Here is a 22,830-nt window from a genome sequence, read left to right on the forward strand (position 1 = left end):
GTATAAAACAGAGAAATCGCTTTACCGCTAATGACCATTTCGGGTGCCATTACACCCGTTTGCATAGGGACGGAGAGACGTATGATTGATGCTGCTGTCGAACCTCATGTAACGCATTTCACTGCTCAAGTCATCGAGCCGGCCAGTCCCCCTTTCGCACCTGCAGCGACGCCATCCAGGCCCGTACCACAGCAAAACCCGAACAAGAAAAAGATCCTGTTCGTCACCTCCGAGATCGCTGATCTGGTCAAGACCGGCGGCTTGGGCGACGTCTCGGCTGCCTTGCCGCGCGCCATGAGCCACCTGCATGACGTGCGGGTACTGATCCCCGGCTATCCGCAGGTGCTGGAAAGCGATAATCCGATTCATCTGGTCGGGGAACTGGGCGGGCACGCCGCACTCCCTCCCTGCAAGATCGGCCGCATGGACCTGGCCGACGGCCTGGTGATCTATGTCCTGATCTGCCCAGAGCTGTACCAGCGCGAAGGCACGCCCTACGGGGCAAACAATGGCCGCGACTGGCCTGACAACCACATCCGCTTCGCCCGCTTGGGGCTGGCCGCCGCCGAGATCGCGGCTGGCGAGGGCATGGTGCACTGGAAGCCCGACCTGGTGCATGCCCATGACTGGCCCGCTGGCCTGGCGCCGGCGTACATGCACTGGCGCGGCCTGCATACCCCAACCCTGTTCACCATTCACAACCTCGCCTATCAGGGGGTGGTCAGCCGGGCGTGCTGCCCGGAACTGGCCATCCCAGAACACGCCCTGCAGCAGGAAGGCATGGAGTTCTATGGCAAGCTGTCCTTCCTCAAGGCCGGCCTTGCCTATTCCAGCCACATCACCACCGTCAGCGCCACGTACGCGCAGGAAATCACCACACCCGCGTTTGGCTGCGGCCTCGACGGTTTTCTCTCGAGCAAGGCGCAGTCGGGCCTGTTGAGTGGCATTCCCAACGGCATCGACGAGAGCTGGGATTCGGCTACCGACACCCACCTGAGCCACCCCTTCAGCCTCAACGACTGGGAGGGCAAGGCGCGCAATACCCAACAGGTACGCACACTGTTCGGTTTGCAGCCCAGCGAGGGGCCACTGTTTGCAGTCGTGTCACGACTGGTCTATCAGAAAGGCCTGGACCTGACCTTGGGCGTTGCCGAATACATCGTCCAACAAGGCGGCCAGATCGCGATTATCGGCCGTGGCGAGCCGGAAGAAGAACAGGCCATGCGTGACCTGGCGCTACGTTTTCCAGGGCAGATCGGCGTACGCATCGGTTTCAATGAAACCGACGCCCGGCGCATGTTTGCCGGCAGCGACTTCCTGCTGATGCCGTCACGCTATGAGCCCTGCGGCCTCAGCCAGATGTATGCGCAGCGCTTCGGTTCACTGCCGGTAGCCCGCAATACCGGCGGCCTGGCCGACACCATCGAAAATGGCGTCACCGGGTTTCTGTTCAACGAGTCTACGGTGGAGAGTTACCGCGAAGCCTTGAGCCGGGCCTTTTATGTCTATGCCAAAAAAGACCTGCTGCACGCCATGCGCTGCCTGTCGATGACCCAACCCTTCAACTGGTGCCAGGCGGTAGAGCCCTACGCCCGTTTGTATGAAGCGTTGGTAGAACGCGCCACTCAAGGTCACTCATGAGCACGAGGTAACGGGCATGCCCAAAAGCCCGGCCCAGTTGCCAACCCTCGGTAATCACCTGCTGGAGCACGAAACTAGCCGTTTCGCGCTCCGGGCACCGGAGCCTTCCCATGACTGACCACGCCTTGCTCTTGCTGGCACACCGTGCCGGCCTGCAAGTGGACTGGACCGACGCCAACGGCCGTCAACAACGGGTCACCGACACCGTACTGCGTAAAATGCTGGCCGGGTTGGGCCACCCGGCCGACACCCCAGCAGCCATCGAGAAGAGCCTGAGCGCACTGCTCAAGGCCCATGACGCCAAGCATCTCCCTCCCCTGTTGACGGTGAATCTGGGGCATCCTCTGGACCTGTCGCACTACTTTGCCGCAGGCAGCACCTGCCAGGTGACGCTGGAAGACACGCATGAACAGTCGCTGCAACTGGACGCCAATGCCATGCTGCCCGGCACGCTGCCAATCGGCTACCACCAGGTGGCGATCGACGGACGTACCTTCACCCTCGCCGTTGCACCTTTGCGTTGCTACAGCCTGGCGGATGCCTTGGGCACCGATCATCCACGCTGCTGGGGGCTGAGCGCTCAACTCTATAGCCTGCGTCGCCCGGGTGATGGCGGTTTCGGTGACTGCCTGGCACTGGAGGCGCTGGCACGCAGTGCCGCCGAGCGCGGTGCGGATGCCCTGGCTATCAGCCCGGTGCATGCGATGTTTGCCAGCGACACTGAACGCTACAGCCCCTACTCACCGTCCAGCCGACTGTTTCTGAACAGCCTGTACGCTAGCCCAGCGATCATTTTTGGCGAGCGTGCCGTACGCCAGGCAAATGAACAGATCGGGCAAGAGGAACTGCAACGCCTCGAAGACCTTCCACTGATCGAATGGCCCAGTGCCGCGAAGGCCAAGCAGCGCCTGCTAGAGGCGTTGTACCGAGACTTCATCCAGCAGGAACACCCGCTGTACAACGACTTCCAGAGCTTTCGCGACACCGGTGGTCAAGCCCTGGAGCATCACTGCCGCTTTGAAGCCATGCTGGAGGCCGCCGCTGAACGCGGCATGGACGCTGACTGGCGACATTGGCCGAAAACCTGGCACAACCCCTACAGCGCGGAGGTCGCAGCCTTCGCCGAGCAGCACGCCGAACGGGTTACTTATCACGCGTTCTGCCAATGGCTGATTACCCGCAGCCTTGAACGTGCACAGGACGCTGCCCGCAGCAACGGCATGAGCGTTGGCCTGATCAGCGACCTGGCCATCGGTGCTGACGGTGTTGGCAGCCAGGCCTGGAGTCGCCAGGACGAACTGTTGGCCGACTTCAGCATCGGCGCGCCGCCCGACCTGCTCAACCGTGCCGGGCAGAAGTGGGGGCTGTGTGCGTTTTCGCCTGAAGGACTGCGGCGCAATGGCTTTCGCGCCTTTATCGAGATGCTCAGGGCCAGCTTTCAGCATGCCGGGGGCTTGCGCATCGACCATGTACTGGGCCTGCAGCGGCTCTGGCTGATCCCCTTGGACGCCGAAGCAGGTGACGGCGCCTACCTGCACTACCCGCTCGACGACCTGTTGCGCCTGCTGAGCCTGGAATCAGTGCGACACAAGGGCATTGTGCTGGGTGAAGACCTCGGCACCATACCGGAAGGCTTGCGCGACAAGCTCTCCGCACGGGCCATACTCGGCCTTCGTGTGCTGTTGTTTGAGCAGCATGGACATGGCCAGTTCAAGCCGATCCTTGATTGGCCAGACGATGCGCTGGCCACCAGCAGCACCCACGACCTGCCACCGCTGGCCGGCTGGCTGCAGGCCCGCGACATAGATTGGAACCAGCGCCTGGGGTTGATCGACGCCATCACCGAGCGGCACTGGCGCGAAACCCGCGTAGCGGAATGCAAAGGCCTGCGCAGCATTCTGGAACAGAACTACCACCAGTCGCTCCCGGACAGTGATTCGCTCATCGATGCCTGCGTACGCTTTATCGGCCATACCCGCGCGCCGCTGGTGCTGCTGCCACTGGAGGATGCCTTGGGTATTGATGAACAGCCCAACCTTCCGGGTACGGTCAGCGGCCATCCCAACTGGCGTCGACGCTTCGCCCTGAACGCCGATGCCTTGCTCGATGACCCGGACGCCGCTCGCCGCCTTGAGCTGCTGGCGCAAGCCCGTGAACAAGCCTTCGAGCGTGACAGATGAATTCAACCCCGGCGATCTCGGCGCTGCTGCCCAGCGGTTTGCCTGCCACTGCAACACCCCGCTTGATCCCGGCACAGAACCGGGACAACACACCCGTGCTTCTACCCTTTGTCTTGTCCTCTGCCAGCTGTTCGGGACGTGCTGACACATTTCCCGTCAATCTCGTTATCCAGCCTATCGCCTGAAACAGGAGCATCAAGATGAGTGTCGAGGAAAAACGCATTAAAGAATTCGCCTACCTGATCTGGGAATCGGAAGGTAAACCCGACGGCCAGGAGCATCGCCATTGGGAAATGGCACGCAAACTGGCTGAAGCCGAAGCACTGGCACCCAAGGCAAAACCGCGCAAACCCAAAGCTGCCGCCAGCGCCCCCTCGCGTGCCAGCCCCCCAAACGCTGACAAGCCAGCGTCGGTGAAAAAACCACGCACCACCAGAAAGCCTGCTGCACAGTAAGCGCACTGCAACGTCGGCCTGCCGCTGCACAGGCCGACGTATGTTCGAGCAAGCGACAGATGAACGGTGAGTGCGTCCGTTGCAGGCACAACATGGCCCGGAACTGCGACCGCCACCACCCACCGGCCCCCATGAAGCAAGGACCTCCATGACGACACGCAAGCCCGCTGCGCCACTCCATGAACCTTCGCGATTGCGTGAGGGCCTGCCCTATCCGCTGGGTGCCACCTGGGATGGCCTGGGTGTCAATTTTGCACTGTTCTCAGCCAACGCAACCAAAGTTGAACTGTGCCTGTTCGACGCTGACGGTCAGGTGGAACTTGAGCGAATCGAACTGCCTGAGTACACCGACGAGATCTACCACGGCTACCTGCCCGACGCGCATCCAGGGTTGCTCTATGGCTACCGTGTGCATGGTCCCTACGCGCCGGAAAACGGCCACCGTTTCAACCCCAACAAACTGCTGATCGACCCCTACGCCAAACAGTTGGTCGGCGATGTGCGGTGGTCCGAAGCGCTGTTTGGCTACACCATCGGCCACCCCGACGGCGACCTCAGTTTTGACACCCGCGACAGCGCGCCCTTCGTACCCAAGTGCAAGGTCATCGACCCGGCCTACACCTGGGGGCGCGATCAGCGCGTCAACGTCCCCTGGGATCGAACCCTGCTGTATGAGGCACATGTACGCGGCATCAGCATGCGCCATCCGGCCGTGCCGGAGACCCACCGCGGCACCTTTGCCGGTTTGATGTGCGAGGCGTTGTTGAGCCATATCAAACAGCTGGGGGTTACCTCCGTTGAACTGCTGCCCATTCATGCATTTGTCAACGACCAGCACTTGCTGAAAAAAGGCATGAACAATTTCTGGGGCTACAACAGCATCGCGTTTTTTGCCCCTCATCAGCGCTATCTGGCCAGCGGCAAAATCGCCGAATTCAAGGAGATGGTCGCGCACCTGCACGATGCAGGGCTGGAGGTCATACTCGATGTGGTCTACAACCATACCGCCGAAGGCAATGAGCAAGGCCCGACCCTGTCCATGCGCGGTATCGACAATGCCTCCTACTACCGCCTGATGCCCGATAACAAGCGGCTCTATATCAACGACTCAGGCACCGGCAACACCCTCGACCTGAGCCACCCGTGCGTGCTGCAACTGGTGACCGACTCCTTGCGCTATTGGGCTGGCGACATGCACGTGGACGGGTTCCGCTTTGACCTGGCGACCATCCTTGGTCGCTACCATAGCGGCTATGACGAACGTCACAGTTTTCTTGTTGCCTGTCGCCAGGACCCACTGTTACGTCAGCTCAAACTGATCGCCGAGCCCTGGGACTGTGGCCCCGGAGGCTATCAGGTGGGCAACTTCGCTCCCGGCTGGGCCGAGTGGAACGACCGATTCCGCGACACCATGCGCGCCTTCTGGAAGGGTGACGAGGGCCAGTTGACGGACTTCGCCTCGCGCATGACCGCCTCCGGCGAGCTGTTCAACCGACGTGGCCGACGGCCTTTCGCCTCAGTGAACTTCATCACCGCCCACGACGGTTTCACCCTGCGCGACCTGGTGTCCTATAACCAGAAACACAACCTGGACAACGACGAAAACAACCAGGACGGCAGCGACCACAACCTGTCCTGGAACCATGGCGTCGAAGGCCCTACCGACAACCCCGAGATCCGTGCCCTGCGCATGCAGCAAATGCGCAATTTCTTCGCAACCCTGCTGCTGGCCCAAGGCACCCCCATGATCGTCGCGGGCGACGAGTTCAGCCGTACCCAGCACGGCAACAACAACGCCTATTGTCAGGACAGCGAGATCGGCTGGGTCAACTGGAACCTGGATGAAGAAGGCACAGCCCTGCTCGACTTCGTCAAACGCCTGACCGCACTGCGCCGGCACTACCCGGTGCTACGCCGTTCGCGCTTCCTGGTGGGCACATTCAATGAAGCCCTGGGTGTCAAGGATGTCACCTGGCTGGCAACCGACGGCAACGAAATGACCACAGAGCACTGGCATGACCGCCAAGGGCGCTGCCTGGGCATGCTGCTGAACGGGCGGGCACAGGCCAGCGGCATCCTGCGCCCGGGGAACGACGCGAGCCTGCTGTTGATCGTCAACGCCTACCACGACCCACGCACCTTCACCTTGCCGGCAGTCCCGGATGGCAACCACTGGCGCTGCCTACTCAATACCGCCCGGCCTGCAGAGGGCAAGACCAGACGGCTGGCGTTCGGCAGCAAACTGAAGGTCAGCGGCCGCTCTCTGGTGTTGTTGGAACTGCACGCTGCCGAGGATGCGTGATTTCGGGCGTGCTGATCTTCGTCGAGGCGGTAGGCTCGTTTTTTTGGTTTTTACAAATCAGATAGTTAAGCTTTTTCGCGCGCCTTGATCATTTTTCATACCGAAAGACACGAAAAGTGCGCAAGAAGGAACGAGCGCGCCAGGAAAGATGCAACACCGTTGCAGTGCACTGCCCGCAAGCACTCCTTAGAAATGATTCGAAATAGCCAGCCCCGTTGAAAGACCCTCCGGGGCTATTAAAAATGAAGAAATCATAATTTTCAGCACATTAGATGCTCCAACGCACCGCTCACGACACATTCACAATTTCTTGACGCATGCCTTGACCTCTCCTTAGCTTCAGGGAGTGAAACCATACAAAAATACTCATTCCGGGCCTCTAGCTCGCGTCTTTTCGCGCAAGCCTGGGGCCGGTTTGCTGGCGCGTGTCGCCCTCTGATTTTGTCGTACAGCCCGTGACATTCAGCCAGGCCATTGGCTGTTACAACAGAGGAGATCCGCCATGAAAAAAACATCGAGTCCTTCGGGCTTTGAGTATGTTTTCTACGCGGTTTCCACGTCGCTGCTAATCGCAACCCCTGTGGAAACCCATGCAGTGAGCCTAGAGGATAACGATTCGTTCTACGCACAATCGGCGGACCTGCCGGTTGTGTCGCTGCAACCGGTCAGCGTTGCGGGGTTGAGCCTGAGCAGCCTGAACGGCTTCTCTGGACGCCAGGCTGAGCGCGCAATACAGGTTCCGCAGGACAGCATTGCCAGCCAATGGGCGCAGTTCCTTCCATCCCCTGGCAAGCCTGCAGGCACTGCACCGTACAACCTTGACGCTCCGAACCAGAACCTGCAGATCAGCCCCGACCTGTTCGTCCGTGAAACCAGTGATGGCAATACTCACCGCGCTGGTTTCTTCGTCGGTCACAGCAACTTGCAAAGCCGCTTTGATGGTATGCGCCCACGCGGCAGCGAACCGAAGAATGCGGTCAAGCTGGAAGGTGAAAGCCTGGGCGTCTATTGGAGCATGACCCATGACCAAGGCTGGCATGTGGATGCTGTCGCCATGGGCACCCGCTTCGATGCCAGCGGCCGCAACGAAAGCGGTACTCGCCTGGACGGTACAGGCCATGCGCTAACCCTCTCGGTAGAGGGTGGCTACCCCATTGGTCTGGGTGACAACTGGGTGATCGAACCACAGGCACAATTGATCAACCAACAGTACTACCCCGGGAACCCTAACCAGGCCGAAATGCTGCAAAGCCACGACAGCCTGCCGAACTGGAGCGGACGCGTCGGCGCGCGCTTGTCTGGACGCTATGAAGTGCGCGGCATGCCGATCGAGCCCTACGTGCGCACCAACGTCTGGTATGACTTCTCCAACGCCGACACCCTTAGCCTCGACAAGGTAGACAAAGTCAGCAGTAGCCGCAGCTCTGCCACGATTGAACTGGGGATGGGCCTGGTCGCGCGGATGACACCCAAGGTGAGCCTGTTCGTCAGTGCCGACTACAGCAGCGTTGTCGACGATAACGCCCTGAATGGCTTGATTGGCAATCTGGGTATACGGGTGCGCTGGTAGTGGCGTGGCCCCATCGTCGGCAACGCCGGTTCCTGCATGGGGCTCGGCATACCAGCCCCAGCAGGCGGCAGGCGGCTATGCCGGACGCAGGATCAACACCGCCAGCGGTGGCAGGTTCAGTGCCAGTGACCGCGCTTGCCCATGGCTGGCAATCGGCTCACTGGCCACGCTGCCACCATTGCCGTAATTGGACCCGGCATAGCATTCGGCATCGCTGTTGAGCACCTCACGCCAGTGCTCACCGCAGGGTACACCGATGCGGTAGCCCTCACGCGGCACAGGGGTGAAATTGGCGACCACCAACAACGGCTCACCTTTCGCGCTCCAGCGCAGCCAAGCGTAGACACTGTTGTGTGCATCGTCACCGATCAGCCATTGAAAGCCGCCTGGCAGGCAGTCCTGCTCATGTAACGCGCGCTCCTCGCGGTACAACCGATTGAGGTCCCCCACCAGACGCTGAACGCCCAGATGCTCGGAGTACTTGAGCAGGTACCAGTCCAGCTCACTGTCGTGGTTCCACTCACGCCACTGACCGAATTCGCAGCCCATGAACAGCAGCTTCTTGCCAGGATGCGCCCACATGAAGGTCAGGTACGCACGAAGATTGGCAAATTTCTGCCAACGGTCGCCCGGCATCTTGTCAATCAGAGAGTGCTTGCCATGCACCACTTCGTCATGGGAAATCGGCAGGATGAAATGCTCGGAGTAGGCATAGATCAGGCCGAAACTCATCTCGTTGTGGTGGTGCACGCGGTGCACCGGATCGTTCTGGATATAGTGCAGGGTGTCGTGCATCCAGCCCATGTTCCACTTGTAGGAAAAGCCCAGCCCGCCCTGCTGAGTCGGCTGGCTGACACCGGGCCAGGCCGTCGACTCTTCAGCGATCATCAGCGCACCCGGCACTTCCTCGGCAACCACCGCGTTCAAATGCTTCAGGAAGTCGATGGCCTCAAGGTTCTCACGACCACCGTGACGGTTGGGTATCCACTCACCTTCGTTACGCGAATAATCGCGATACAACATCGAGGCCACCGCATCGACCCGTAACCCATCAATGTGGAAGTGCTTGAGCCAGTGCAGTGCCGAAGCCAGCATGAACCCATGAACTTCGGTACGGCCAAGGTTGTAGATCAGCGTATCCCAGTCCTGATGAAAGCCCTCCAGCGGGTTGTCATACTCATACAGTGCCGTGCCATCAAAACGTGCCAGGCCGTGGGTGTCGGTCGGGAAGTGTGCCGGTACCCAATCGAGAATCACACCGATGTCGGCCTGATGGCAGGCGTCGATAAAGGCAGCGAAATCCTCGGCCGAACCGTAGCGTGCCGTGGGCGCGAACAGCGACAACGGCTGATACCCCCAAGAGCCGCCGAACGGATGTTCCATGATCGGCATCAGTTCAATATGGGTAAAGTCCAGGCTCTGGATGTAGGGGATCAGGCGCTCGGCCAGCTCTCGCCAGTTGTAAAACCTTGCAACCTCACCCTCATCGTCCAGCTCGCACTGCCAGGAACCCGCATGCAGTTCATAAATTGACAATGGCGCATCGGTGGCCTGGCGAGCACTGCGATTCTGCATCCAGTAGTGATCCTGCCAGTCATGCTGCAGGTGCCCAGCCACCTTCGACGCCGTGCTCGGTGGCAGCTCCGTGGCCCGGGCCAAGGGGTCGGCCCTAAGCGGCAGGATCCCTTCATGGCCGAGAATTTCGTACTTGTATGCCTCGCCGGGATACAACCGAGGCACGAACACTTCCCAGACCCCGCTGGAATGGCGCAAGCGCATCGGATGCCGACGTCCGTCCCAGTTGTTGAAATCACCCACGACAGAGACCCGCCGGGCATTGGGCGCCCACACCGAGAAACACACGCCATCAACACCGTCCACCTGCATCGGCTGCGCACCGAAACGCGAGGACAGGTCGCGGTGATTGCCTTCGGCGAACAGGTAAAGGTCCGTATCACCCAGTAGCGGGCCAAAGCTGTAGGGGTCTTCGGTGATTTGCTCGTCACCCTCCCAACCGATCTTCAAGCGATAAGCCTGTGCCGTACCGATACGCCCGGTAAACAGTCCCTCTACGTCACCCTGCACCAGGTCGGCGAGCACCTCATCACGGTCACGGGCCAATACCTGTACCGTCAATGCCTTGGGCAGGTAGACCGTGACCCACTGAGCGCCGGCACCATCAAGGTGCGGCCCCAGGACTGCAAACGGATCGGCATGCTCGGCCTTTACCAGCGCCTCGATATCCCGTTGGTCAAGCCGCCCCTGCTCCCGCTTGTGCACGCTCATCTACTGCTCTCCCAGGTACTGATAAGCCCATGCAGACCATGCAAGGACACGGCCAACCGCTTGGGCGGTCGGCGTCATGAGCCCCTGCACCAGCCAACACCCTGGCAGCAGCATAGACGACTGAACGCAGCGTGCGCGCTTGATATGCGCACTGGCGTTAACCGCGCTTGCAGGTATTGATACCCAACAATGCGTACGCCGGGCAAAAGCGGAAAATACCGGTCAATACCGGCACTACGCCGATCCAGCCCCAAACGCCGATCACCCCGGCCAGGCTCAGGCCGATGAGGATCAGGCCAGCGATAACACGCAGGCTACCGTCGATGGTTCCAACATTTGCGTTCATGGTGATCTCCCGATCAATGCGTGCGCCGACGCTCCAGCGCCGCGAACAGCAACATGCCGGCCAGCATGGCCAACACGAAGACAATGCTTTGCCAATGCCCGGTCAATAACACCGCAACTGCCGGCCCCGGACAGATACCGGCAATTCCCCAGCCTATACCGAACACCAGACCACCGACGATCAAGCGACGATCCAGCTCACGCTTGACCGGCAGTTGCATGGGCAGGCCCAGTAACGACGTCGAGCGCTTGCGGGCCACGCTCATAGGCACAAAGGCCACAGCTATCGCTCCCACCATCACCAGTGCCAGCGAGGGGTCCCAGGCACCGCCCAGGTCGAGAAACGCCAGTACTTTGCCTGGGTTGGCCATCCCCGCCAGCAGGAGCCCGATACCGAACAACAGCCCTGCAAGAAACGCTGTCAGCTTGTTCATGCTCAACCTCCCCATAGATGACGCAGGACAAACACCGTGGCAAAACCACTGGCCATGAAACACAAGGTTGCCACCAGCGAGCGCCCAGACAACCGTGAGATGCCACACACCCCATGGCCACTGGTGCACCCGGCGCCATAACGTGTACCGATACCAACCAGCAAACCGGCGCTGACCAGACCAAGCACCCCGTTCTGGAACTCAAGGCTTGGCAGCGCAGCAAAAAGCCCCCAGACCAATGGCGCGACCAGCAGCCCCAACAAGAACAGCGCCTTTTCGCCACGCCCCTCGCCGTCGCGCTGCAACACGCTACCCAGCAGGCCGCTGATACCGGCAATCCGCCCGTTGGCAAGCACGAACAGGCTGGCCGCCAGGCCAATCAGCGCGCCACCGGCCAGGGATGAGCCTGGTGTGAAATGTAACCAGTCGATGTTCACGAAGACTCTCCTGCACAGAACAGTTGATACAGCGTATTGATCACCGCCAGCGCCGCCGGGCTGCTGATCCGGTAATAGATCTGCTTGCCTTCACGGCGGGTGGCAACCAAGCCCTCGCGACGCAACACCGCGAGCTGTTGCGACAGCGTCGGCTGTTGAATGCCCAGCAGTGCCTCCAATTCACTGACATTGCGCTCGCCCTCGGTCAGTTGGCACAGCAACAGCAGACGATCCGGGTTGGCCAGGGCCTTGAGCAACTGACTGGCCTGGTCGGCATTGGCATGCAGTTGCTGGATATCGAGGGGCTGCACGTGGCTATTCATGTCAGGCGGGCTATTCAATTAAGACAATAACAATCTATTATTTTATATAGTGTATGGCAAGCAAAACGCCACCGGGAGGCGACATTGCATCGCTCCTTGGTGGCGTCTGCTGATCGACGTTGATTTACCCGTTGTTGCCCTGACGCGTGCGCAGCTCCTCGATACTGATTTCGCGCATGCGGAACTTCTGCACTTTCCCGGTAACGGTCATCGGGAACTCGTCGACAAAGCGGAAGTAACGCGGTGTCTTGAAGTGCGCAATACGGCTCTTGCACCACTGCTGCAGCTCGACATCGCTGGCGCTGTGGCCCGGGTGGAACTTGATCCAGGCCACGATTTCCTCGCCATAGCGGTCGTCCGGAATGCCAATGACCTGCACATCGGCCACCGCGGGATGGGTGAAGAAGAACTCTTCCAGTTCGCGTGGGTAGATGTTCTCCCCGCCGCGGATGATCATGTCCTTGTTGCGCCCGGCTATGCACACATACCCCCGCTCATCCATCGTCGCCAGGTCACCGGTATGCATCCAGCCTGCCGGGTCGATGGCATCACTGGTTGCCGACGGGTTGCCCCAGTAACCGAGCATGACGCTGTAGCCCCGGGTACAGAGTTCACCAATCTGCCCACGCGGAACGACGCAGCCGTGCTCATCGATGATCTTGCTTTCCAGTTGCGGCTGGGTGCGCCCTACCGTGGTCACCCGCAGCTCCAGCTCATCGTCCGGCCCGGTCTGCAACGACACCGGGCTGGTCTCGGTCATGCCATAGGCGATCTGCACTTCACTCATGTGCATCTCATTGATGACCCGGCGCATCACTTCAATCGGACAGGTCGCACCAGCCATGATCCCCGTGCGCAGGCTGGAGAGATCGAACTCACCACGTTGCGGGTGATCGAGCAAGGCAATGAACATGGTCGGTACGCCATACAACGCCGTGGCCCGCTCTTCACTGACCGTACTCAGGGTCAGCAATGGGTCGAAGGCATCGTTGGGGTAAATCATGGTGCTGCCATGGGTGACGCAGCCCAGGTTACCCATGACCATGCCGAAGCAATGGTACAGCGGCACCGGGATCACCATACGGTCGTGCTCGGTAAGCCCCAGGCTTTCACCCACCATGTAGCCATTGTTGAGGATGTTGTAATGGCTCAGCGTCGCGCCTTTCGGGAAGCCGGTGGTGCCGGAGGTGTACTGGATGTTCACCGGCTGATCGAACTGCAGGCTGTGCTGACGGGCCAGGTACTCCTGCTCACTGACACCCTCGGCCAACGCAGCCAGATTACCCCAGGCGAGAAAACCGCCCGGCGGTTGTGCCGCAAGGCTGATCACGCCGTGCAGATCCGGCAGACGCTCACTGTTCAACTGACCAGGTGCCTGATGTGCCAGGTCAGGCAACAGCTCGCCGAGCATCTCATGGTAGTTCGAGGTTTTGAACGCATCGGCACAGATCAGCCACTGGCAGCCTGACTGCCTGAGTACATACTCCAGCTCACTGGTGCGGTAGGCCGGGTTGATGTTGACCAGGATCACACCGACCTTGGCACTGGCGAACTGGGCAATGCACCATTGAGCGCAGTTCGGCGCCCAGATACCCAGTCGATCACCGGTTTTCATGCCCAGCGCCATAAACGCTTTGGCATGCTGGTCGACACTGTCAGCCAGTTGCTGCCAGGTGTAACGTATCTGCTGGTGACGCACCACCAGGGCCTCACGATCAGCAAAGCGTGAGGCCGTGTGATCGAAAGCCTGGCCGATGGTCTTGGCCAGCAAGGGTTTGTCCTGGCGGCCCTGGGTGTAGCTCGGTTGATTCATGGCGGTCCCTTTTTGTGTTTGTTCTGGGAGCGGATTCAAGCGGCTCTTACTCTGGCGCAAATTTACGTTAACGTAAAGGTCATGGTGCGATTGACAGTTAACAGCGGCAGGTTTACGTTAACGTAAAGGTTAGAAATGAACGGCCACGGTACTGGCCAGTCGCTGAAAGCCTGCGACACGGACCTCATAGAACACACCTCCCAAGAACAACCATTAAAGGTGCCAGCATGCGTTATCCGACCCTGAACTTTGCCCTTGGCGAAACCATCGACATGCTCCGCGACCAGGTCCAGGCCTTCGTTGCGGCGGAACTGGCGCCACGCGCCGCGCAAATCGACCACGACAACCTGTTCCCCGTCGATATGTGGCGCAAGTTCGGTGACATGGGCCTGCTCGGCATCACCGTACCGGAAGAATATGGCGGTGCTGGCCTGGGCTACCTGGCCCACGTGGTAAGCATGGAAGAAATCAGCCGTGGCTCGGCCTCGGTCGCCCTCTCCTACGGTGCGCACTCCAACCTGTGCGTGAACCAGATCAACCGTAACGGCACCCACGACCAGAAAACCAAGTACCTGCCGAAACTGATCAGCGGCGAACACATCGGCGCACTGGCCATGAGCGAACCCAACGCCGGTTCCGACGTGGTCTCGATGAAGCTGCGCGCTGACAAGCGCGGCGACCACTATGTACTCAATGGCAGCAAGACCTGGATCACCAACGGCCCGGACGCCAACACCTACGTGATCTACGCGAAGACCGATCTGGAGAAAGGGGCGCACGGCATCACCGCCTTTATTGTCGAGCGTGACTGGAAAGGCTTCACCCGCAGCAACAAGTTCGACAAGCTGGGCATGCGCGGCTCCAACACCTGCGAGCTGTTCTTCGACGACGTCGAGGTGCCGGAAGAAAACATCCTCGGCAGCCTCAACGGTGGCGTCAAAGTGCTGATGAGCGGCCTGGACTACGAGCGCGTGGTACTGTCCGGCGGCCCGACCGGGATCATGCAAGCCTGCATGGACATCGTCGTGCCGTACATCCATGACCGCAAGCAGTTCGGCCAGAGCATCGGCGAGTTCCAGCTGATCCAGGGCAAAGTGGCTGACATGTACACCCAGCTCAACGCCAGCCGTGCCTACCTGTATGCCGTGGCCCAGGCCTGCGACCGCCGCGAGACGACCCGCAAGGACGCTGCCGGGGTGATCCTGTACAGCGCCGAACGCGCCACACAGATGGCCCTGGACGCCATCCAGATTCTCGGCGGCAATGGCTACATCAATGAATTCCCTGCCGGCCGCCTGTTGCGCGACGCGAAGCTGTACGAGATCGGTGCCGGCACCAGCGAGATTCGCCGGATGCTGATCGGTCGCGAACTGTTCAACGAATCCCGCTGAGCTGCGATAAGGAAAAGGCGCCCATGGCTATCCTGCACTCCCAGATCAACCCGCGCTCGGCGGAGTTCGCCCACAACAGCGCGGCCATGCTCGAACAGGTTCAGGCCTTGCGCACCCTGCTCGCCCAGGTTCACCAGGGCGGCGGCGCCAAGGCACAGGAGCGGCATACCTCTCGTGGCAAACTGCTGCCGCGCGAGCGCATCGACCGGCTGCTTGACCCCGGCTCACCGTTTCTCGAAATCGGCCAACTGGCCGCCCATGCGGTGTATGGCGAGGACGTTCCGGCGGCCGGGGTAATCGCTGGCATCGGCCGTATCGAAGGCGTCGAATGCATGATCGTGGCCAACGATGCCACGGTCAAAGGCGGCTCCTACTACCCATTGACGGTGAAAAAACATCTGCGCGCCCAGGCGATTGCCCTGCAGAACCGTCTGCCCTGCATTTACCTGGTGGACTCAGGCGGAGCCAACCTGCCGCGTCAGGACGAAGTATTCCCCGACCGCGAACATTTCGGGCGGATCTTCTTCAACCAGGCCAACATGAGCGCCATCGGCATTCCACAGATCGCGGTGGTGATGGGCTCCTGCACCGCTGGCGGCGCCTATGTGCCGGCCATGGCCGATGAAGCCATCATGGTTCGCCAGCAAGCGACCATCTTCCTTGCCGGCCCACCGTTGGTGAAAGCGGCCACCGGCGAAGTGGTAAGCGCCGAAGACCTCGGCGGTGCCGACGTACACTGCAAGACCAGTGGCGTCGCCGACCACTACGCTGACAACGACGAACACGCCCTGGCGATTGCCCGGCGCTGCGTGGCCAACCTGAACTGGCACAAACTCGGCACCTTGCAGCAGCGCATGCCAATCGCGCCGCTGTATGACGCTGAGGAACTCTATGGCGTGGTTCCGGCCGATGCCAAACAGCCGTTCGATGTGCGTGAAGTGATCGCCCGCCTGGTCGACGGCTCGGTGTTTGATGAGTTCAAGGCACTGTTTGGTACCACCCTGGTGTGCGGCTTCGCCCACCTGCACGGCTACCCGATTGCGATCCTGGCCAACAACGGCATCCTGTTTGCCGAAGCGGCGCAAAAAGGTGCGCACTTCATCGAACTGGCGTGCCAACGTGGCATTCCGTTGCTGTTCCTGCAGAACATCACCGGCTTCATGGTCGGCCAGAAGTACGAAGCCGGCGGCATCGCCAAGCACGGCGCCAAGCTGGTCACCGCCGTGGCCTGCGCCCAGGTACCGAAGTTCACCGTGATCATCGGCGGCAGCTTCGGTGCGGGCAACTACGGGATGTGCGGCCGGGCCTACGACCCACGTTTCCTGTGGATGTGGCCGAACGCCCGAATCGGCGTGATGGGTGCCGAACAGGCGGCCGGGGTACTGGCCCAGGTCAAGCGCGAGCAGAGCGAACGCAGCGGCCAGCCATTCAGCGCCGATGACGAAGCGCGGCTCAAGCAACCAATCCTTGACCAGTACGAGCACCAGGGCCATCCCTACTACTCCAGTGCCCGGCTCTGGGACGACGGCGTCATTGACCCGGCACAGACCCGCGATGTCTTGGGCCTGGCCTTGTCGGCGGCACTCAACGCACCGATCGAGCAAAGCCGTTTCGGCATTTTCCGGATGTGACCGATGAGCGACTTCACGACCCTCGAACTGATCAAGGACCCACGCGGTTTCGCCACACTGTGGCTGAGTCGCGAGGACAAGAACAACGCCTTCAACGCGCAGATGATCCGCGAGTTGATCCTGGCCATCGACGCCGTCGGCAACGATGCCAGCCTGCGCTTCTTGCTGCTGCGCGGACGCGGACGGCACTTCAGCGCCGGGGCAGACCTGGCCTGGATGCAACAATCGGCACAACTGGACTACAACACCAACCTGGACGATGCTCGCGAACTGGCCGAGCTGATGTACAACCTGGCCAAGCTCAAGCTACCGACCCTGGCAGTGGTGCAAGGCGCCGCCTTCGGGGGCGCGCTGGGGTTGATCAGTTGCTGCGACATGGCCATTGGCAGCGAAGATGCCCAACTGTGCCTGTCGGAAGTACGTATCGGCCTCGCCCCTGCGGTGATCAGCCCGTTCGTGGTTCAAGCCATGGGGGAGCGTGCCGCACGCCGCTATGCACTGACCGCCGAGCGTTTCAGCGGCCTGCGTGCCCGTGACCTGGGTTTGCTGGCCGAAGCCTACCCCTTGGCCGAACTGGAACAGCAGGTCGAGCTATGGGTCACCAATCTGCTGCAGAACAGCCCGCAGGCGATGCGCACCAGCAAAGAGCTATTGCGTGAAGTCGGCCATGGCGAGCTCACCCCTGCCCTGCGCCGCTATTGCGAAACCGCCATAGCCCGAATCCGGGTCAGCGCCGAAGGCCAGGAAGGCCTGCGCGCCTTTCTGGAAAAACGCACGCCGAACTGGCACGTCGAACCCAACAAGAAGGAACCGCGCCCATGAGCCGTCCCACGCTGACCACCCTGCTGGTTGCCAACCGTGGCGAAATTGCCTGCCGCGTCATGCGCACCGCCAAAGCCCTTGGCCTGACCACCGTGGCCGTTCACAGTGCTGTGGACCGCGAGGCCCGGCATAGCCGCGAAGCCGATATCCGCGTTGACCTGGGCGGAGCAAAAGCCGCTGAAAGCTACCTGGATGTCGCGAAGTTGATTGCTGCGGCCAAGGCCAGCGGTGCCCAGGCCATTCACCCCGGCTACGGCTTCCTTTCGGAAAACGCCGGCTTTGCCCGCGCCATCGAAGAGGCCGGCCTGATATTCCTCGGCCCACCGGCTTCGGCCATCGAGGCCATGGGCAGCAAGTCGGCGGCCAAAGCCCTGATGGAAACCGCCGGTGTGCCACTGGTACCGGGCTATCACGGTGAAGCCCAGGACCTGGAAACCTTCCGCGCGGCCGCCGAAAAGATCGGTTACCCGGTACTGCTCAAGGCGACAGCCGGTGGTGGCGGCAAAGGCATGAAAGTGGTCGAACAGGAAAGCCAGTTGGGCGAAGCCCTGGCGTCGGCCCAGCGTGAGGCGCTGTCGTCGTTCGGCGATGCCCGCATGCTGGTGGAAAAATACGTGCTCAAGCCCCGCCACGTGGAAATCCAGGTGTTTGCCGACCAACACGGCAACTGCCTGTACCTGAACGAGCGTGACTGCTCCATTCAGCGGCGCCACCAGAAGGTCGTCGAGGAAGCGCCAGCGCCCGGTTTGAGTGTGCAACAACGTCAGGCGATGGGTGAAGCCGCTGTGCGCGCGGCTCAAGCCATCGGTTATGTGGGGGCCGGTACCGTAGAGTTCCTGCTCGACGCCCGGGGCGAATTCTTCTTCATGGAGATGAACACCCGCCTGCAGGTCGAACACCCGGTCACCGAAGCCATTACCGGCCTCGACCTGGTCGCCTGGCAGATCCGTGTTGCCTGCCGTGAGCCGTTGCCGATCACCCAGGCACAGGTACCGCTCAACGGTCACGCCATCGAAGTGCGCTTGTACGCCGAGGATCCGGCCAACGATTTCCTCCCAGCGACTGGGACGCTGACGCTGTACCGCGAGTCGGCTCCCGGTGCTGGGCGTCGGGTCGACAGCGGTGTCAGCGAAGGCGACAGCATTTCGCCCTACTACGACCCAATGCTCGGCAAGCTGATTGCCTGGGGCGAAAACCGTGAGCAGGCACGCCTGCGCCTGCTGGCGATGCTCGATGAGTTCGCCATCGGTGGCCTGAAAACCAACATTGCCTTCCTGCGGCGCATTCTCGCGCACCCGGCGTTTGCCGACGCCGAACTGGATACCGGGTTCATTCCACGCTATCAGGCGCAACTGTTGCCTGAAGCCGACACGCTACCTGCCGAGTTCTGGCAAGCGGCTGCCGAAGCCTTTATCCAGAGTGAACCGCTGGTACAACGCGATGACGACCGGCATTCGCCATGGGCCACCCACAGCGGCTTGCGCCTGGGCGTGCCAGCGCATATCAGCCTGCACCTGCGCTGCAATACCGAAGAACAGGCCGTCAGCCTTGACCACAGCGCGCCCTCAACCCTGACGCTGCGCGGTGAGCAGTTGGTCCATGAGCACAACGGCTTGCGTCGCCAGCACCTGGCGATCCGCCGTGGCAATACGCTGTATCTGCACTGGAATGGCGAACTGCAGGCAATCACTCAGCTCGACCCGATTGCCGAAGCCGATGCCAGCCACAGCCATCAAGGCGGCTTGGGCGCGCCCATGAACGGCAGCATTGTGCGGGTCATGGTGGAAGTCGGCCAGGTTGTCGAAGCCGGTACGCCACTGGTGGTGCTGGAAGCCATGAAGATGGAACACAGCATCCGTGCACCGCAAAACGGTACGGTGAAAGCCTTGTTCTGCCAGGAAGGCGACATGGTCAGCGAGGGCAGCGTACTGGTCGAGCTGGAAGGCAGCGACGCGTAATACCACCTGCGACGCCAGTAGCCTGGGAGACCGGCTGCTGGCGCCGAGCGAAGGGTGCCGATCAGAACTTCATCGTGGCCTGCACCACCACACCGATCATTTCACACGCGTCATCGCATACAACCTTGGGATAGGTCGGGTTGAGCGGGCGCAGATAACGCTGCCCGCCTTCCTCGATCAACTGCCGGAAGACCGGCGTCGCACTCGTGGGCAAGCGGGCAATCACCAGTTTGCCGGGCAGTGCCGATAGCCCCGCATCCACCAGAATCAGCATCCCGGCGGGCACACTCAAGCCCACCGGCGCCGTCATCGCATCACCCTGCACTTCCAGCCAGAACGCCGAACCCTGGGCGTAATAATCGGTGGCTTCAAAACGTGGCTCAGGGTCTTGCGCCCCGAGGTTTTCCCAGTGCGTGACCGGGTAGCGAAAATACAGATTGTGCTGTGGGATACGTCCTTCGGCATCTGTAGCCGAATTCTGATCGTCACCATAGGAACCGGAGGATTCGGCGAGTTCGGTAACCAGCGCGAACTCCATCGGCGGCAATCCGAGCACCACCAGAATCTGGTTCATCGTCTCCAGTTTTGGCCGGCGCTCGTTGCGCAACCAATGCCCGACGGCGCCTTGGGTCACCCCAATGCGCTCACCCAACTTTTCCTGCGTGATCTTCAGCTCACACATTCTGGCCCTGACCAGGGCAATCCATTTATCCATTGCTGGCACGATACGGACTGCCCCGAAGCTCTCAATACACAAATTGTAGTATTTAAAACGTCGAAATAAATACATATCGTACTTATCGTTAATACACCCACCCACAATCGCCACAGGCAGCCCCCATGAGCTCACATTCACCGGATGCACTGGATGCCAAACTGGACAGCGAATCGCTGAGCAGCAGCGACGCCGCCCGACGTGCATTGGACTACTACCTCAACCCCCCACAGCGCGCCGCAGAAATGGAGGCACCGTTTTTTGTCCCGCGCCCCGATCTTGGCCGCCTGAAAGCCAGCGAACACGCCTGCAGCCTGCTGCGCTGTGCGTCGGCAACCACCTATGAAATGGCAGACGACCTCAAAGGGACACGGCGCGACATGGCGCTGTCAGTGGTGCACATCATCAACATGGCATTGGCTCTGGTGGAGCACAGCCTGGGCGAGCGAACTGGCTTGCCGCCAGGAATCGAAAGCACCTGACCCGGCGGGTCAGTAATGGCCCGAATGGGTCATCACGCGGGAAAACAGACACACCGAGAAACCTATTTTCTGCCATGACAGAAAATTCACTTGACCTGTAAATGATAACGATTATTATTGGCAGCAACTGGTCGCGAGACTGGTTGGATAAACTGAAAGCTCATAGGTCGGACTCTCAGGTTATCTCCTCATCAGGCTAATCACGGTTTTTGACCCGGCTTTTTGCCGGGTCTTTTTTTTGCGTTTTGTCCCGTCCGAATGGTCGCATTCAAGCACCATGCCCCACCCGTTTTCTTGCAAGGAGCCCGCTACCATGACCCCTCTGTTGCTGCCCCTTGAATCCCCTGCCCTCGCCGCCCCTGGTGATCAGGCACTGCTGCAGCGCCTGAAAAAACTCCCGCGCCGCGCTCAACAGGTGTTCCTGCTCAGTCGCCTCGATCAATGGTCGTTTGCCATGATCGCCGAACACCTGGCCGTCCCTCCAAGCACGGTGGAGCGGTACATGAACCAGGTGCTGCAAAGCGTGCAACCCGCCACTGACCCGCTAGCCCGTGAGGCCGGGTACTGGTATGTGCGCCTGCAAAACCCGCAGATTACCGCCAGCGAACGTATCGACTTTCGCCGCTGGCTGGACAGCGCACCCGCCCACCTGACCGCCTTCCATGCCACTGAGCTGCGCTGGCGCAGCCTGCTCGCACCCGCGCAGGTACTGGGCGATGGCCGCGGCTACCGTCGGGTTCGTCCGGTACTGTCCCTGGGTGGTTGCTCGGTCGCCATTGCCGTACTGCTCGGTACGCTGCTGACACTCGGTTTCTGCGCCTGACGCAGGGGTGTAGAGTAAAGGGCACAACAACGCTGAAGGAGCCTGGTAATGAGCGTGACGCTGTCCCCCCTGCACATCACTTGCGATTTCGATTCCGGTAACATCGTGGTTCGCGATGCCAGAGAGCCCTCTCAGGTGCGCCTGGCGATCCGTCCCGATACCCGCAGCGATCATTTCCAGTGGTTTCACTTCAAGGCCAGCGGGCTGACCCCAGGGCACACACACCGCTTCACCCTGGAGAACGCTGGGCAATCCTCCTATAACCAGGCATGGGACGGCTATCAGGCGGTTGCCTCTTATGATCAGCAACACTGGTTTCGGGTACCGACCCAGTTCGACGGCCAGGCGCTGCACTTCCAGCTTGAGGCCGGCGAACAAGAGGCCTGGTTTGCCTACTTTGAACCCTACTCCCGCGCCCGCCACAACCAACTGATTGAACGGGCGATCAGCCTGCCTGGCGTGGAACTGCTGGCCACAGGGCGCAGCGTCGAAGGGCGCGACATCCCGCTACTGCGCGCAGGCAACGGCGCAGCAGGCAAACGCAAGCTGTGGATCATCGCCCAGCAGCATCCCGGCGAGCACATGGCAGAGTGGTTCATGGAGGGCGTGATTGATCGCCTGCAGGCCAACGATCCAACGGTTCAGGCGCTGCTGAAGGTGGCCGACCTGTACCTGATCCCGAACATGAACCCCGATGGTGCCTTCCACGGGCACCTGCGCACCAATGCTCAGGGCAAGGACCTCAACCGCGCCTGGCAGGACGCCAGTGTCGAACACAGTCCGGAAGTGTTCTTTGCACAGCAACAAATGAAACTGCAGGGTGTCGACCTGTTCCTCGACATTCACGGCGATGAAGAAATCCCCCACGTCTTCACCGCAGGCAGCGAAGGTACACCAGGCTACACACCCCGTATCGAACAACTGGAAAGCGCGTTCCGTGAGCGCTTGTGCCGCCTGACCGCGGACTTCCAGCAAGTGCATGGCTACCCGCGCGACAAACCTGGGCAGGCGAACCTGACCCTGGCCTGTAACAGCGTTGCGCAGGCCTATGGCTGCCTGGCACTGACCCTCGAAATGCCGTTCAAAGACCACGACGACGCACCCAATGCCATTACCGGCTGGTCTGGGCAGCGCTCCAAAGCGCTGGCCAGTGCGGTGCTGGATACGCTAGCGCCGATGGTCGGCGACCTGCGTTGAGTGCTTGCGGTTGGCCCTGCTGCGC

The 22,830-nt window shown here is 60.9% G+C and carries 19 protein-coding genes; 12 read left to right on the forward strand and 7 right to left on the reverse strand.

Annotated elements, in window-relative coordinates:
* The first annotated feature begins 81 nt into the window (after window positions 1–81).
* From glgA to ACZ9H3_RS05500, 5 genes are all read left to right on the forward strand, one after another.
* A complete protein-coding gene (gene glgA, locus ACZ9H3_RS05480) occupies window positions 82–1,641 on the forward strand; it encodes a glycogen synthase GlgA (protein WP_102051561.1) in 1,560 nt (519 codons plus the stop codon).
* A 110-nt stretch (window positions 1,642–1,751) separates the two neighbouring features.
* Window positions 1,752–3,821 carry a 4-alpha-glucanotransferase gene (malQ, locus tag ACZ9H3_RS05485; RefSeq protein ID WP_476220035.1) on the forward strand — a complete coding sequence of 690 codons (2,070 nt, stop codon included), beginning with the start codon at window positions 1,752–1,754 and terminating at the stop codon, window positions 3,819–3,821.
* A gap of 200 nt (window positions 3,822–4,021) precedes the next feature.
* A complete protein-coding gene (locus ACZ9H3_RS05490; RefSeq protein ID WP_099775082.1) occupies window positions 4,022–4,276 on the forward strand; it encodes a DUF2934 domain-containing protein in 255 nt (84 codons plus the stop codon).
* A 148-nt stretch (window positions 4,277–4,424) separates the two neighbouring features.
* A complete protein-coding gene (gene glgX, locus ACZ9H3_RS05495) occupies window positions 4,425–6,578 on the forward strand; it encodes a glycogen debranching protein GlgX (RefSeq protein WP_476220037.1) in 2,154 nt (717 codons plus the stop codon).
* A 502-nt stretch (window positions 6,579–7,080) separates the two neighbouring features.
* A complete protein-coding gene (locus ACZ9H3_RS05500; RefSeq protein ID WP_476220039.1) occupies window positions 7,081–8,148 on the forward strand; it encodes an autotransporter domain-containing protein in 1,068 nt (355 codons plus the stop codon).
* 75 nt (window positions 8,149–8,223) lie between these two features.
* On the opposite strand, the gene glgB is transcribed toward ACZ9H3_RS05500, so the two are convergent.
* The 6 genes from glgB to ACZ9H3_RS05530 form a co-directional block, all read right to left on the reverse strand.
* Window positions 8,224–10,434, reverse strand: a complete 2,211-nt coding sequence (gene glgB / locus ACZ9H3_RS05505) for a 1,4-alpha-glucan branching protein GlgB (RefSeq protein ID WP_102051557.1) — start codon at window positions 10,432–10,434, stop codon at window positions 8,224–8,226.
* A 157-nt stretch (window positions 10,435–10,591) separates the two neighbouring features.
* A complete protein-coding gene (locus ACZ9H3_RS05510) occupies window positions 10,592–10,780 on the reverse strand; it encodes a YgaP family membrane protein (RefSeq protein ID WP_065757671.1) in 189 nt (62 codons plus the stop codon).
* Between the two features lie 13 nt (window positions 10,781–10,793).
* Entirely contained in the window at window positions 10,794–11,213 is a 420-nt protein-coding gene (locus ACZ9H3_RS05515; RefSeq protein WP_065757672.1) for a DUF6691 family protein, read from the reverse strand.
* A 2-nt stretch (window positions 11,214–11,215) separates the two neighbouring features.
* On the reverse strand, window positions 11,216–11,650 hold the full coding sequence (locus tag ACZ9H3_RS05520) for a YeeE/YedE family protein (RefSeq protein ID WP_065757673.1): 435 nt from the start codon (window positions 11,648–11,650) through the stop codon (window positions 11,216–11,218).
* Window positions 11,647–11,973, reverse strand: coding sequence for an ArsR/SmtB family transcription factor (locus ACZ9H3_RS05525; protein WP_476220043.1), 327 nt, complete (start codon window positions 11,971–11,973; stop codon window positions 11,647–11,649). Before ACZ9H3_RS05525 ends, ACZ9H3_RS05520 begins: the two co-directional genes overlap by 4 nt.
* A 124-nt stretch (window positions 11,974–12,097) precedes the next feature.
* Window positions 12,098–13,786: an AMP-binding protein gene (locus ACZ9H3_RS05530; protein WP_065757675.1), complete on the reverse strand. Its 1,689-nt coding sequence runs from the start codon at window positions 13,784–13,786 to the stop codon at window positions 12,098–12,100.
* Between the two features lie 227 nt (window positions 13,787–14,013).
* Between ACZ9H3_RS05530 and ACZ9H3_RS05535 the strand changes: the two genes are divergently transcribed.
* Genes ACZ9H3_RS05535 through ACZ9H3_RS05550 form a run of 4 tightly spaced genes read left to right on the forward strand, consistent with a single transcriptional unit; the run spans window position 14,014 to window position 19,588 of the window.
* Window positions 14,014–15,177: an isovaleryl-CoA dehydrogenase gene (locus tag ACZ9H3_RS05535; protein ID WP_065757676.1), complete on the forward strand. Its 1,164-nt coding sequence runs from the start codon at window positions 14,014–14,016 to the stop codon at window positions 15,175–15,177.
* A gap of 23 nt (window positions 15,178–15,200) precedes the next feature.
* Window positions 15,201–16,808, forward strand: coding sequence for a carboxyl transferase domain-containing protein (locus tag ACZ9H3_RS05540; protein ID WP_065757677.1), 1,608 nt, complete (start codon window positions 15,201–15,203; stop codon window positions 16,806–16,808).
* Between the two features lie 3 nt (window positions 16,809–16,811).
* Window positions 16,812–17,630 carry a gamma-carboxygeranoyl-CoA hydratase gene (locus ACZ9H3_RS05545; RefSeq protein WP_065757678.1) on the forward strand — a complete coding sequence of 273 codons (819 nt, stop codon included), beginning with the start codon at window positions 16,812–16,814 and terminating at the stop codon, window positions 17,628–17,630.
* Complete coding sequence (locus tag ACZ9H3_RS05550) at window positions 17,627–19,588, forward strand: acetyl/propionyl/methylcrotonyl-CoA carboxylase subunit alpha (RefSeq protein ID WP_476220046.1); 1,962 nt, start codon at window positions 17,627–17,629, stop codon at window positions 19,586–19,588. Before ACZ9H3_RS05545 ends, ACZ9H3_RS05550 begins: the two co-directional genes overlap by 4 nt.
* Before the next feature lie 61 nt (window positions 19,589–19,649).
* On the opposite strand, the gene ACZ9H3_RS05555 is transcribed toward ACZ9H3_RS05550, so the two are convergent.
* Window positions 19,650–20,303, reverse strand: coding sequence for a LexA family protein (locus tag ACZ9H3_RS05555; protein ID WP_065757680.1), 654 nt, complete (start codon window positions 20,301–20,303; stop codon window positions 19,650–19,652).
* Between the two features lie 125 nt (window positions 20,304–20,428).
* On the opposite strand from ACZ9H3_RS05555, the gene ACZ9H3_RS05560 reads away from it, so the two are divergent.
* The 3 genes from ACZ9H3_RS05560 to ACZ9H3_RS05570 all read left to right on the forward strand — a co-directional run bounded on the left by ACZ9H3_RS05560 (window position 20,429) and on the right by ACZ9H3_RS05570 (window position 22,805).
* Complete coding sequence (locus ACZ9H3_RS05560; protein WP_065757681.1) at window positions 20,429–20,785, forward strand: DUF6124 family protein; 357 nt, start codon at window positions 20,429–20,431, stop codon at window positions 20,783–20,785.
* 313 nt (window positions 20,786–21,098) lie between these two features.
* Window positions 21,099–21,608: a sigma factor-like helix-turn-helix DNA-binding protein gene (locus ACZ9H3_RS05565; protein ID WP_476220049.1), complete on the forward strand. Its 510-nt coding sequence runs from the start codon at window positions 21,099–21,101 to the stop codon at window positions 21,606–21,608.
* Between the two features lie 48 nt (window positions 21,609–21,656).
* A complete protein-coding gene (locus tag ACZ9H3_RS05570) occupies window positions 21,657–22,805 on the forward strand; it encodes a M14 family metallopeptidase (protein ID WP_476220051.1) in 1,149 nt (382 codons plus the stop codon).
* The last annotated feature ends 25 nt before the right edge of the window (window positions 22,806–22,830 follow it).

Source organism: Pseudomonas sp. TE3910 (assembly GCF_056279025.1).